At 35.1% G+C, this 12,784-nt stretch carries 12 protein-coding genes; 3 read left to right on the top strand and 9 right to left on the bottom strand.

The features are described from left to right. Positions 1-31 precede the first annotated feature (31 nt). The 5 genes from BK054_RS03740 to rplM all read right to left on the bottom strand — a co-directional run bounded on the left by BK054_RS03740 (position 32) and on the right by rplM (position 4,087). Positions 32-1,207, bottom strand: coding sequence for a dicarboxylate/amino acid:cation symporter (locus tag BK054_RS03740; RefSeq protein ID WP_006259735.1), 1,176 nt, complete (start codon positions 1,205-1,207; stop codon positions 32-34). Positions 1,208-1,295: 88 nt separating this feature from the next. Then, complete coding sequence (gene tsf, locus BK054_RS03735) at positions 1,296-2,261, bottom strand: translation elongation factor Ts (protein ID WP_006259734.1); 966 nt, start codon at positions 2,259-2,261, stop codon at positions 1,296-1,298. Positions 2,262-2,363: 102 nt separating this feature from the next. Continuing rightward, entirely contained in the window at positions 2,364-3,104 is a 741-nt protein-coding gene (gene rpsB / locus BK054_RS03730) for a 30S ribosomal protein S2 (protein WP_038984935.1), read from the bottom strand. Between the two features lie 141 nt (positions 3,105-3,245). Beyond that, on the bottom strand, positions 3,246-3,632 hold the full coding sequence (rpsI, locus tag BK054_RS03725; RefSeq protein WP_006259732.1) for a 30S ribosomal protein S9: 387 nt from the start codon (positions 3,630-3,632) through the stop codon (positions 3,246-3,248). Beyond that, positions 3,632-4,087 carry a 50S ribosomal protein L13 gene (gene rplM / locus BK054_RS03720; protein ID WP_025124595.1) on the bottom strand — a complete coding sequence of 152 codons (456 nt, stop codon included), beginning with the start codon at positions 4,085-4,087 and terminating at the stop codon, positions 3,632-3,634. The genes rpsI and rplM overlap by 1 nt, the downstream gene beginning before the upstream one ends. A gap of 270 nt (positions 4,088-4,357) precedes the next feature. On the opposite strand from rplM, the gene BK054_RS03715 reads away from it, so the two are divergent. Next, positions 4,358-4,843 (top strand): immunoglobulin-like domain-containing protein, encoded by a 486-nt coding sequence (locus BK054_RS03715; protein WP_071306918.1) that lies wholly within the window; start codon positions 4,358-4,360, stop codon positions 4,841-4,843. 439 nt (positions 4,844-5,282) lie between these two features. Here BK054_RS03715 and BK054_RS03710 read toward each other — a convergent pair whose 3' ends face one another. After that, complete coding sequence (locus BK054_RS03710; protein ID WP_039328624.1) at positions 5,283-5,846, bottom strand: 1-acyl-sn-glycerol-3-phosphate acyltransferase; 564 nt, start codon at positions 5,844-5,846, stop codon at positions 5,283-5,285. Between the two features lie 223 nt (positions 5,847-6,069). Next, positions 6,070-8,889 carry a DNA polymerase I gene (gene polA, locus BK054_RS03705; RefSeq protein WP_071306917.1) on the bottom strand — a complete coding sequence of 940 codons (2,820 nt, stop codon included), beginning with the start codon at positions 8,887-8,889 and terminating at the stop codon, positions 6,070-6,072. Between the two features lie 183 nt (positions 8,890-9,072). Between polA and BK054_RS03700 the strand changes: the two genes are divergently transcribed. Then, on the top strand, positions 9,073-10,314 hold the full coding sequence (locus BK054_RS03700; protein ID WP_071306916.1) for a metallophosphoesterase: 1,242 nt from the start codon (positions 9,073-9,075) through the stop codon (positions 10,312-10,314). A 68-nt stretch (positions 10,315-10,382) separates the two neighbouring features. Beyond that, positions 10,383-10,676, top strand: coding sequence for a thioredoxin family protein (locus tag BK054_RS03695; protein WP_006259726.1), 294 nt, complete (start codon positions 10,383-10,385; stop codon positions 10,674-10,676). Here the strand turns inward: BK054_RS03695 and BK054_RS03690 are convergent. Both BK054_RS03690 and BK054_RS03685 read right to left on the bottom strand, forming a co-directional pair. Beyond that, on the bottom strand, positions 10,671-11,300 hold the full coding sequence (locus BK054_RS03690; protein ID WP_006259725.1) for a polysaccharide deacetylase family protein: 630 nt from the start codon (positions 11,298-11,300) through the stop codon (positions 10,671-10,673). The two genes, BK054_RS03695 and BK054_RS03690, sit on opposite strands and share 6 nt — an antisense overlap. A 74-nt stretch (positions 11,301-11,374) precedes the next feature. Then, positions 11,375-12,784, bottom strand: coding sequence for an efflux transporter outer membrane subunit (locus BK054_RS03685; RefSeq protein ID WP_006259724.1), 1,410 nt, complete (start codon positions 12,782-12,784; stop codon positions 11,375-11,377).

Below are 12,784 nucleotides of genomic sequence, written 5' to 3'. Positions count from 1 at the left end.
TCTCGTACATAATTGTGAATTCGCTAGAACATTATGCTTCTGTTATAGCTGTGTTTTTAGATATTCTGTTTACTATAATAGCGATAGCTCCATCACCCATAACGTTACAAGCTGTACCGAAGCTGTCCATAGCGATATATAGTGCAATCATTAAACTTTGTTGTTCTGTATCAAATCCTAAGATAGAACTTAGTACTCCTAAAGAAGCCATAATAGCCCCTCCAGGTACACCAGGTGCTGCTACCATCGCAACTCCTAACATACAGATAAAACCAACCATTAACGTAAAGTCTACAGCTTGTCCTTGTACTAACATTAATGCAACAGCACACGCTACAATTTTTAATGTACTACCTGCTAAGTGTATTGTCGCACACAAAGGTATAGCAAATCCAGCTATTTTAGGATCTACATTATTCTTTAATGTTTGTTCTAATGTTACAGGTATTGTTGCTGCTGATGACTGTGTCCCTAGAGCTGTAAAGTACGCAGGTAACATATTTTTCATTAGCTTAATAGGGTTCTGCTTACTTATCGTACCTGCTATTATGTATTGGAACAGTAGAACGAAGATGTGTAGTAAGAAGATTACTCCTATGATTTTTATAAAGGTGTCTAGTACAATGAATACTTGTCCGTTATAAGTCATATTCAAGAATATACCGAAAATAAAGAGCGGTAAGAAAGGAATAATGGCTTTGTTGATTAATGACATGATAATACTCTGAAAGTCGTTAAAAACACCCTCTAAGTATTTGAAATTACCTTTAGAGATTCCTATTCCTAATATAAATGATATGATTAATGCACTCATGACATCAAACATCGGAGGCATCTCGATATTAAAGTAAGGAGCTAGGTTCTTAGTTGATTCTGTAATATCTCCCATTTGTTCTGTCGCTAGTATACTTGGGAATGTTGATATACTCACTCCATAAGATATAAAACCTGCGAATAGGGTAGAACCATAAGCAATAGCTGTGGTAATGATAAGTAATTTACCTGCATTTTTGCCAATGTTACCAATCGCAGGAACGATTAGCCCTAAAATGATAAGTGGGATAGAGAAGCCTAGAAAGCCACCGAATATACTGTTAAAAGTACTAAATATTCTACCTATTGATTCTGGTAGATAGTTTCCTAACACACTACCTAATGCGATAGCGATAATGATCTGCACTAGCAGATTGTTCTTTAATAATTTCATAATAAAATTAGTTGTGTCAGGTAAAAGTAATAAAAAAAAGCCTCAGAATTAACTGAGGCTTTTCTAAATATTGCTAAAAGGTTATTGATTAACCTAAAGAAGCTCTTTTGAATCCAGTGATTTCTACGTTGAAACCTTTTACATAGTCAGCAACTTTTTTAGACTCATCTTTAATGAAGTTTTGGTCTAATAATGCTTTCTCTTGGTCTAAAGTAGTGTTGTCACTGATGAAACGTTGGATTTTACCTGGTAAGATTCTATCCCAAATGTTTTCTGGTTTACCTTCAGCTTTTAATTCAGCTTTAGCATCTTCTTCCGCTTGTTTTAATACTTCTTCAGTAAGTTGAGCGTAAGAAATATATTGAGGTACATTTTTAAGAGTTTTCCCTAAACGTACTAATTCTTCGTTTTCTTTTACGATAACAGCGATACGAGCCTCAGTTTCTTTAGCAACGAATTCTGCGTCAAAATCTTTGTAAGATAATGTTTCAGCACCCATTGAAGCAACTTGCATAGATACGTCTTTAGCAATCTCGTCAGCTTTAGCAACAGCTTCAGATAAAGCAGTGATAGCAGCGATTTTGTTTCCGTGAACGTAAGAACCGATGAAAGCACCTTCTAATACTTCGAAAGAACCAATCTCGATTTTCTCACCGATAACTCCTGTTTGCTCAACACATTTTTCAGCAACAGTCATTGTAGCGTCGAATGGAGATGCTAAGAATTCTTCTTTAGTGTTAAAGTTGATAGCTTTCTCAGCTAATTCTTTTGCTAAAGCTTGGAATCCTTCGTTTTTACCTACGAAGTCAGTCTCACAGTTTAATGTGATAACTACACCTCTAGTTTTGTCTGCATTAACTAAAGCTACAGCAGCACCCTCGCTTGACTCACGGTCAGAACGGTTAGCAGCAACTTTTTGTCCTTTTTTACGTAAAACTTCGATAGCTTTATCGAAATCTCCTTCAGCTTCAACTAAAGCTTTTTTACAGTCCATCATTCCGGCACCTGTTTGTTGTCTTAGTTTATTTACTTCTGCAGCAGTAATATTTGCCATTTTAAAAGAGTATTAATGAGTTAATAAAAAAAAGTCGTTATCGACAGTGTATACAAAGGTAGACAACTATCAGCATAACGACTTTATGATATTGTTAAAAAATTATGCCTTAGCAGCAGGAGCTTCTACTTTAGTAGCTTCTTCTTTTTCAGACTTTCTTTCTGCATTACCTTCGATAATAGCAGAAGTCACTAATGATAAAATTTTATCGATTGATTTAGAAGCATCATCGTTTGCTGGAATAACAAAATCTACTTGACGTGGGTCAGAGTTTGTATCAACCATAGCGAAGATCGGAATGTTTAATTTTTGAGCTTCTTTTATCGCAATGTGTTCAGCTTTAATATCTACAACAAATAGAGCTGCTGGTAGACGAGTCATGTCAGCAATAGAACCTAAGTTTTTCTCTAATTTTGCACGAAGACGTTCAACTTGTAAACGCTCTTTCTTAGAAAGAGTCATAAATGTACCGTCTTTTTTCATTCTATCGATCATAGCCATTTTTTTAACAGCTTTACGAATAGTAACGAAGTTTGTTAACATACCACCTGGCCATCTTTCAGTGATGTAAGGCATGTTAGCAGCAGCTGCTTTTTCAGCTACGATGTCTTTCGCTTGCTTTTTAGTTGCAACGAAAAGGATTTTTCTTCCTGATGCAGCGATTTTTTTCAAAGCTTCATTAGCTTCTTCTATTTTAGCTGCAGTTTTATATAGATTGATAATGTGAATACCATTACGCTCCATATAGATATAAGGAGCCATGTTTGGATCCCATTTTCTAGTCATGTGTCCAAAATGAACACCTGCTTCTAGTAAATCTTTTACTTCTACTTTGTTTGCCATTTTCTAATAGTTTACGTTCTGTTACTTTAGCAATAATCGAGTAGCAATAAATTGGTCTCAATTATTTAGATGCTAAACTACCTCTTACAGCATGTTGTAAGTGGGGCAACAAAAACCCAGATTTTTAATAATAAATAAATATTAACGTTTAGAGAATTGGAATCTCTTACGAGCTTTCTTCTGACCGAATTTCTTACGCTCTACCATACGAGGGTCACGAGTCAATAATCCTTCTGGTTTAAGAACTGCTCTGTTCTCAACATCAAGTTCACACATTGCTCTAGCGATAGCCATACGCACTGCTTCAGCTTGACCTGTTGTTCCTCCACCGTATACATTTACTTTTATGTCAAAGTTCTCAGCGTTCTCAGTCATTGTAAGAGGCTGTAATACTTTGTACTGTAATGTACCAGTTGGGAAATAAGTTTTAAAATCTTTTTTGTTAACTGTGATGTTACCTGATCCTTCAGAAACATAAACACGAGCAACAGCGGTTTTTCTTCTACCGATTTTGTGAATAACTCCCATTACTTAATTTCGTTTAAATTAACGGCCTTAGGTTGTTGAGCTTCATGTTTGTGCTCAGAACCTACATTAACATTTAAATTACGGAATAATTGTGCTCCTAATTTGTTTTTAGGCAACATTCCTTTTACTGCTTTCTCGATCAATAATGCAGGGTTTTTTTGTTGCATTACTTTAGCAGTTAATGATCTTTGTCCTCCTGGGTAACCTGTGTGACGGATGTAAGTCTTGTCATCTAATTTGTTACCTGTTAGGTTGATTTTCTCTGCGTTGATAACGATTACGTTGTCTCCACAGTCTACGTGCGGTGTATAATTTGTTTTGTGCTTACCTCTTAAAAGTACTGCAACTTTTGAAGCAAGACGTCCCAAATTTTGACCTTCAGCGTCAACAATTAACCACTCTTTTTGAGCAGTTGCTTTGTTAGCCGATACTGTCTTGTAGCTTAAACTTTCCACAATAAATTTGTATTTAATTAAACATTCCATTCCCAATTAAGGGAGTGCAAAAGTACAATTATTTCTGTACTTTACAAATTTCTACTCCCTTTTTTAGAAAATATTGGCGCTCAATTGTTTGACTAACAATTGTATCGCTACTCTCATTACAAAATCCAATACCTGATTTAAGACAGTAATTTTTGCAACTTGTTTCGAATCCTAAAATCATTGATTTGTTTAATTATAAATCGTTTGTTTTGAGTAATTTAGTAAATAAAAATAAAAGATATGAAGAAAAAGATCACATTACCTGTAATAGCAGTATTAGCTTTGATGATGGCTGGATGCCCTCAAAAGAAAGAACCTGAAGTACAAGAAGAAATAATTGAAGAAGTTATTACTAAAACGCTTAATGAGAAAGAGTCTCTAGATAGTATCAGTAATGAAGTAGCATTAACATTAGAGCAAGTGGCTTATGATAATGTGCCTAAAGCAGTTCATCTGACCATAACGAATCAATCTTCAGTAGAAGTAAGTACTGGCTCAGACTACTCTATCAACGTTCTAAAAGGAAAGTCTTGGGAGGTGATGGATATGGAAGGTATTGGTTTTGATAGAATGATTCATCCTATTGGGCCAGGTGAAGGAGTTGGTTTTGATATCAACTTGTTTAGCAAGGAACTAAAATATGAGAAAGGTACTTATAAGATTATAAAACAACTAGCAACTGATAATGGTAGTTTTATTAAAGAGGTAGAGTTTGTAATTAAATGATGATACTAGGAAAGTAAATCACAGTCAAACGGGAGTGTTCTTTATCAAGAGATAAAATTCTTTAAGAGGGATGTTGTAGTTGAAACGTGTTTTGTGGCTTACAAAAGAGTTTATTATAACATGTATATAGTATGGTAGTAAAACTAGGAGATCAGTTTGAGTGATTTGAACTCTGATTTTACTCTATTCATCATGAACCTTTATTTGAGAAAACATGTACTTTCGTTTTGCTTGAGTCCGATATGAGTCCGTTATGAGTCCGTAGTGACTCCGGTAAATCTTATAAAATAACGGAGTCATTATAGACTTAATATTGAAGTAATAAGGTTATGTACTGAATCTATCTCGTTTAGAACTGATAGATGTCTAATGTAAGAGTGGTAACATAAAGAGATTTTGGTTACCTAGTGTAGTTATTCTCTTCTACTTCTATGAGCCTTTAATATAATTTTGAATTGTAGTTCTCTGGATACTTTGCCATCTCTGCATTATAGTGAGGGCCGATTTCGTCTAATACTTGTTCGAATGTTTTATCTTCCACATGGACAAGTTTAATGATACCACATTCTTTCTTTTTATAATCTGCATATCCTAATACGATAGGCACATTAGCAGATTTAGCGATATGGTAAAACCCTTGTTTCCATTGATCAGAATACCCACGGGTACCCTCAGGAGTATTAATGATAGCTATATCATCAGTAGTATTAATGACATTGACTGCGTATTCTACTAGATTTTGTCTTTTGGTTCTATCTACACCGATACATCCAAGTGCTTTAAAGAAAAAACCAAACCATGCTTTAGTATAATAATCTTTTATAAACATGCGTATAGGTACCCCCATAATCCAGAAGCAGGCTAATGCGTAGTAGAAGTCCCAGTTAGAAGTATGAGGAACACAGATTAGTACAGTCTTCCTTTCTTTTTTTGGGTCAAAGTTATTAGGAGCGTACTTCCATCCCGTGATTCCTAACATTATTTTGCCTAGTAACTTTTTCATCTTGTTTATCTTAATAATTATTTGAGGCAAATATAGAATAATTTAGTTAGGTCTAGATTACATGATTATTGTAATAAAATGCTAATGTTATTATCAGTAATAGAGTAGGTAGTTAAAAATAGAAGTGATGCTCATCATTATGCAATAAGTTGATTCTAAATATGAACAAAAGAAATCCCCTTGAAGACATCTAAACTTCAAGGGGATACTATATATGTTTTGATTAATGTGCTTCTAGCCAATTTTCTCCAGTACCTAGGTCTACTATTAATGGCACATCTAGTTTATAAGCGTTTTCCATTTCAGATTTGACCATTGTCTTTAATGCTTCAAGTTCTTCTTTATGAGCATCAAAGACAAGCTCATCGTGTACTTGTAGTAGCATCTTAGATTTCCAATTCTCAGCAGTCAACTTTTTATTGATATTGATCATCGCTATCTTTATAATGTCTGCGGCACTACCTTGTATAGGAGCATTGACAGCATTACGCTCAGCTGCACCTTTCACGACAGCATTATGAGAGTGAATATCTTTTAGATATCTTCTACGACCTAAGATAGTCTGTACGTATCCATGCTCGCGAGCGAAATCTATCTGAGTAGCGATATAGCTCTTCAGTTTAGGATAAGTAGCATAGTAAGCATCGATTAGCTCCTTGCTCTCTGCGCGAGATAAATTAGTCTGATTACTTAGTCCGAAGGCAGATACTCCATAGATAATACCGAAGTTAACAGTCTTGGCATGACTACGTTGTTCTTTAGTTACTTCTTCTAATGGAACATTGAATACCTTAGCAGCAGTAGAACGGTGAATATCCTCTCCACGTTGGAACGATTCTAGCATATTAGGCTCTTGACTTAGTGCTGCTATGATGCGCAGTTCTATCTGAGAGTAATCGGCTGCTAGTAGTACGTAGTTCTCATCACGTGCTACAAAGGCTTTTCTTACCTGACGACCTCTCTCTGTACGAATAGGAATATTCTGTAAGTTAGGGTTGTTAGAACTAAGACGACCTGTAGCAGCTACAGCCTGCATATATTCTGTGTGTACTCTATTCGTTTTTATATTTACTTGGTCAGGTAGTGCATCTACATAAGTATTCTGTAGTTTTACTAACTGTCTCCATTCTAATATGTCTCGTACTATTTCGTGCTTAGGTGCTAAGTCACTTAATATTTCTTCACCAGTAGCGTATTGACCTGTTTTTGTTTTCTTAGGTTTAGAGCCTCCTATCTGAAGTTTTTCGAATAGGATATCACCTAATTGTTTTGGAGAGGCTAGGTTAAACTCTTCTCCTGCTTCTAAGAATATACGTTGTTCTAGTAGCTTAATGTCAGTAGATAGGGTGTCAGATAACGACTTTAGATATTCAGTATCTAAGCGTATACCTTCTGTCTCCATATCTGCTAATACATTTACTAGCGGTATTTCGATATTGTCAAATAACTCCTGTGTATGCGTAGCAATTAACTGAGGAGCGAAAGTCTCTTTTAGTTGATAAGTGATATCAGCATCTTCTCCTGCATATTCTTTGACTATCTCGGCTTCTATGTCACGCATAGTCTTTTGGTTCTTTCCTTTTTTACCGATTAGTTCTTCGATAGGTTGCGGTGTATATTTAAGGTAAGTCTCTGCTAATACGTCCATATTATGGCGCATATCAGGATTGATTAAATAATGAGCAATCATCGTGTCAAACAGAGGACCTTTTACTACAATGTCATATTGTTTTAGAATCTTGATATCATATTTAAGGTTTTGTCCTACTTTCTCAATATTTTCTGCTTCAAAGAAAGGAGCGAATTGCTGTGCAAGCGCCTTTGCCTCGTCTTGGTTCTCTGGGAAAGGTACGTAGAATGCTGTCCCTTTCTCAAAAGAGAAAGCTATACCTACTAATTCTGCAGTAAAAGGGTCTAAGCCTGTCGTCTCTGTGTCAAAGCACACTGACTTCTGGTTTAGTAAGTTTTGGATTAATAAACGAATAGCCATACCGCTATTACACAGTTGGTATACGTGATTAGTTGTATTTAGATTACCAAAATAAGCTTCAGTAGAAGAAGAGGTATTACTCGAATCATCTCCAAAAAGAGAGAATTGCTCATCAGCTCCACTTGTAGTCGTAGCAGTAGCTGTTGGAGTAGGGATAGCTTCTTTTCCTTTATTGAATAGTTTATCGAATTGTTCTTTCATTCTTCTGAACTCAAGTTCAATAAACAAAGCTTCTGATTTCTCGATATCAGGACATTCTAGTATATAGTCTTTTTCATTGAATTGTACAGGACAGTCTAGGATGATAGTAGCCAGTTTTTTAGAAAGTAATCCTTTCTCTTTATTTGCTTCTATATTCTCTTTCATTTTACCTTTTAGCTCATGTGTATTGGCTAATAGGTTTTCCATAGAACCGTATTGCTTGATGAATTTCTTAGCTGTTTTTTCTCCTACACCAGGTAGTCCAGGGATATTATCTACAGCATCTCCCATCATTCCTAAGAAGTCTATCACTTGTTCTGGATAGTCTACTTCGAATTTCTCTTTTACTTGGTCTACTCCCCATATTTCAATACCATTCCCCATACGAGCTGGTCTATACATAAAGATGTTCTCAGATACTAACTGAGCATAATCTTTATCTGGAGTCACCATATATACTTCGAAGCCTTCTTTCTCTGCCTGTTTAGACAATGTTCCGATAAGGTCATCAGCTTCATACCCGCTAACTTCTACGATAGGGATATGCATGGCTTCTAAGATTTGTTTGATATACGGAATAGCTATTTTGATGGCTTCTGGAGTTTCATCTCTATTAGCCTTGTATTCTGGAAATAATTCTAGTCTTAAATCACTACCACCTCTGTCAAAAGCAACAGCTAGGTGATCAGGAGATTCTCTTTTTATAACGTCTATTAGTGAGTTCATAAACCCTAGAATAGCAGAGGTATCAAGACCTTTAGAGTTAATTCTAGGATTTTTTATAAATGCGTAGTATCCTCTAAATATTAAAGCATAGGCATCTAGTAAGAAAAGACGATTTTTATTAGCCATCTATAATGTGGTTTTTTATTAAGGGTAATTATTTATATGTTCAAAGATAATGAATTTGTAGTAGGACTTAAGAGAGAACAAAAGTTTTGTGATTTAGATGTTTGATAAATATCATTAAATATTGTTAAAGATACTTTGAAAGCATTTGGAAAAAATTAAATTTGTTATTTATAGATTATTGAAATGGGGAGATTTATAGTATTACTGTTAGTATTTATTATAATAGAGTTTTATTGTTTTCAGGCTGTTCGTCAGGTGACTAAAAATAAGCTAATGAGATGGGGCTATGTGGTGGTCTCTTTATTGGGTATTATATATATCATATATGGTTTTTCACAGTTTGATCGCAATCACGCTAGGAATCATCAGTCGCTAGTAGCAGGAGCTTTAGTTATCTTATTCTATTTGCCTAAAGCGATTATTACTATATTACTAATTACTGAGGATGTAGTAAGAATAGGTAGAGGTATCTGGAATTATAGTAAAGGCGTTAAAGTAAAGAAAGAGGATAAAGAATCTTTCGTGCCAGGGCGAAGAAAGTTTGTATCTCATCTTGCCTTTGGGATAGCGTCTATACCTTTTATCTCTGTGCTACACGGTATCACGATAGGGAGATATAAATTTGAGGTTAGGAAGAGTATCATAGAGTTTGAGGATTTGCCAGAGGCGTTTGATGGATTTAAGTTTACCCATATTTCTGATATACACAGTGGGAGTTTTGACAATGAAGAGAAGATTCGATACGCAGTAGAGTTGATTAATAGTCAAGAATCAGAGGCATTGTTATTTACGGGAGACTTAGTGAATAGTTTAGCAGATGAGATGATTCCGTGGTATGATGTGTTCAATAAAATACGCCATTATAAATATGGTAAATACTCTATATTAGGAAATCATGATTATGGGGATTATGCACATTGGGATACAGAGGAAGATAGACAAAAGAACTTTAAGGAAATCTGTGATATCAGTCCAAAGTTAGGTTTCAGATTATTGAGAAATGAGCATGTGTGGTTTGAGAAAGATGGTCAACGTATAGCGGTAGTAGGGGTAGAGAACTGGGGAGTACGTGGACACTTTCAGAAACTTGGTGATTTAGATAAGTCTACAGAAGGAGTGAGCTCTAAAGACTTTAAGATCTTAATGAGCCATGATCCATCACACTGGGAAGCTAAAGTATTAGAGCATGAAAAGAACTTTCAATTGACTCTAGCTGGTCATACGCATGGTAGTCAGTTCGGTATAGAGATACCAGGATTTATAAAATGGAGTCCTATACAGTACGTGTATAAGCAGTGGGCAGGGCTTTATGAGAAGATGGGTAAGTATATTTATGTAAATAGAGGATTTGGATATCACGCTTATCAAGGACGTACAGGTATCTGGCCAGAAATCACAGTGATAGAATTAAGGCGAAAAAAGTAAAGAATATTGCTAAAAAGTGATATTTTTGTATATTAAAAGAAGTTTATAGTAAAGTTAATTTATATTATATGTCAAAATTCGGAGAGTTAGTAACAGCAGATGTTCCTGTTTTAATCCACTTTTATGCACAGTGGAACGAAGCATGTACTACTATGAATCCTGTCTTAATCGATGTAGCAGCTGCTATGGGGGATAGGTTGCGTATAGTAAAAATAGATGTTGAGAAAAATGGTGAACTAGTAGAGGCTTTAAGAATAAAGCAAGTGCCTACTATGATGCTGTATAAAAGAGGTAGTATGATCTGGCGCCAAAGTGGTGTTATGGATGCAAACTCTCTTATCAATGTCACTAAGACACTATAACGTAGAGAAGGTATACCCTTTAGATAATAAGTAGTCGATAGTCTTAGGTAAGGCATAGTATAAATTATGACTAGCCTTGATACTATCATGAAATACAATAATACTTCCAGGAGCCATATTCGTTATGGCTCTTTTATAACATTCTTCAGGAGTGGTGTTCTTATCATAATCTTTGGTAAGATGTGACCACATGATGATGTCATATCCTTCTGATATTACTTGTTTAGCTTGTTGCTTTTTTATTTTACCATAAGGAGGTCTGAATAGACGTGTTCTGTTCTCAAAGCTAGTGTGTTTGGCCATTTCTTCCGTTGATAAGCAGAAGTTGTTTATATATACTTCATTTGCGTTTTTCCAGCCATTTAAGTGATTAAAAGTATGATTGCCTATCTGATGTCCTTCTTGTAAGATTCTATTGAATAGAGCAGGGTGTTTTCTCACATTATCACCTATGCAGAAGAATGTGGCTTTTACTTGATACTGCTTCAGTATATCTAATACCCATTCTGTGACTTCGGGTATAGGGCCATCGTCAAAAGTTAAGTAAATGTGCTTTTGAGTATTTGGCCTTTTCCAAGTGTATTTTGGAAAAAGAAGAGGAAGAAGTAATCTAGAGATATTCATAAGTCAAATGTATAAAAAAAGAGTAGTTAACTAAATAACTACTCTCTTTTAATGAATAACAATTAACTATAAAATTATTTTATACCACCTCCGACAGCTCTATAAAGCTGTACGATAGAGGTAAGTTGTGCTAATTCTGTATTAATGTAACTTAATTCTGCAGCAAGTGCACTCTCTCTAGCTGTCAATACATCTAGGTAGTTAGCCATACCTTGTACTAATAACTCTTCTGAGTATTCAGTAGCTAGGTTATATGCTTCGTATTCTTGCTTTTTAAGTTTTAACTTATCTGAAGAACTGTGGTAAGTGTATAATGCATCAGAAACTTCTTTTGACGCATTAAGAATAGATAGTTTATAACTTAGGTAAGCAGATTCTTGTTTTGCTTTAGCTACCTCATGTGCAGTTCTAACTTTTCTACCATTTAATAAAGGTTGAGTTAAACCACCGATGAAGTTTGCAAATAAAGAACTTGTATTGAATAAGTTATCAAAATCTAAACTCTGTAAACCACCATTCGCTGTAAGTCTGAAAGATGGATAGAAGTTCGCTCTAGAAACATTAGTCATTTCAAAAGCGTTAATTAATCCATACTCAGCAGCTCTTACATCAGGTCTATTGCTTAATAATTGAAGTGGTACACCAACAGAAAGGTCAGCATTAAGTTTTTGACTCTTAAGTTCTCCTCTAGTGATTGTACCAGGATTATTACCTAATAGAATACTGAATGCGTTCTCTGTTAGTTTGATATTGTTTTCAAGATCAACTAAAAGAGCTTTTGCATTGAACAATTGTGCTTGAGTTTGCTTAACAGCTACTTCATTCACTTGTCCAGATTCTTTTAAAGCTTCAATCGTTTCTAAACTGTTAGTTCTGTTTACGATAGTTTGTTCTGTTACACGTTTTTGTTCATCTAAAGCTACTAATTGAAAATACGTTGTAGCGATAGTAGAGATTAACTGAGTTTTTACAGCTTGGTGAGCAGAAAGAGTTTGTAGGTAGCTAGCACCTGCAGCTCTTTTATCACTTCTGATTTTACCCCATACATCTAGTTCCCAAGAGAACTGTCCTGTAACATCATACAAATCATTTTTAACTCTAGTATCTCCAAAAGCGATACCTTGAGGTCCGTTTTTAGATAATACAGAGTGAGTATAGTTAGCACCTAGGTTTAATGTAGGAGCGTATCCCCATTTACCTTGTTGCATATAAGCGTGAGCAGCATTGATATTCTCTAATGCGATTCTGATATCTAAGTTATTTTCTAATCCGTGTTCAATGTATTGAATAAGCGTTTGATCAGAGAATAGCTCTTTCCATGACATATTTGCCATAGAAAGAGTATCTTGAGATATGTTATCAGTACGGAATTGCGCTTCGTTAGTTACTTCAGGTCTCTCGTAATTTTTAGATACGATACAAGACTGCATAGTAACAGCTAAAACAGCAATAGGTAAAGCTCTATATAAAGTTTGTTTTTTCAT

The sequence above is a fragment of the Myroides sp. ZB35 genome, assembly GCF_001865835.1.
Lineage (GTDB): Bacteria > Bacteroidota > Bacteroidia > Flavobacteriales > Flavobacteriaceae > Flavobacterium > Flavobacterium odoratimimum.
The sequence above is the reverse complement of the archived record's forward strand: the minus strand, read 5'-3'. Positions and strand labels throughout refer to the sequence as shown.

What these genes read in the sequence shown, in the direction of transcription:
- BK054_RS03700 (WP_071306916.1), top strand. Translation starts at nt 9,073, where the DNA reads ATGGGGAGATTTATAGTATTACTGTTAGTATTTATTATAATAGAGTTT.
- rpsB (WP_038984935.1), bottom strand. Translation starts at nt 3,104, where the DNA reads ATGGCAAACAAAGTAGAAGTAAAAGATTTACTAGAAGCAGGTGTTCAT.
- BK054_RS03690 (WP_006259725.1), bottom strand. Translation starts at nt 11,300, where the DNA reads ATGAATATCTCTAGATTACTTCTTCCTCTTCTTTTTCCAAAATACACT.
- BK054_RS03715 (WP_071306918.1), top strand. Translation starts at nt 4,358, where the DNA reads ATGAAGAAAAAGATCACATTACCTGTAATAGCAGTATTAGCTTTGATG.
- tsf (WP_006259734.1), bottom strand. Translation starts at nt 2,261, where the DNA reads ATGGCAAATATTACTGCTGCAGAAGTAAATAAACTAAGACAACAAACA.
- BK054_RS03740 (WP_006259735.1), bottom strand. Translation starts at nt 1,207, where the DNA reads ATGAAATTATTAAAGAACAATCTGCTAGTGCAGATCATTATCGCTATC.
- BK054_RS03695 (WP_006259726.1), top strand. Translation starts at nt 10,383, where the DNA reads ATGTCAAAATTCGGAGAGTTAGTAACAGCAGATGTTCCTGTTTTAATC.
- rpsI (WP_006259732.1), bottom strand. Translation starts at nt 3,632, where the DNA reads ATGGGAGTTATTCACAAAATCGGTAGAAGAAAAACCGCTGTTGCTCGT.
- BK054_RS03710 (WP_039328624.1), bottom strand. Translation starts at nt 5,846, where the DNA reads ATGAAAAAGTTACTAGGCAAAATAATGTTAGGAATCACGGGATGGAAG.
- polA (WP_071306917.1), bottom strand. Translation starts at nt 8,889, where the DNA reads ATGGCTAATAAAAATCGTCTTTTCTTACTAGATGCCTATGCTTTAATA.
- BK054_RS03685 (WP_006259724.1), bottom strand. Translation starts at nt 12,784, where the DNA reads ATGAAAAAACAAACTTTATATAGAGCTTTACCTATTGCTGTTTTAGCT.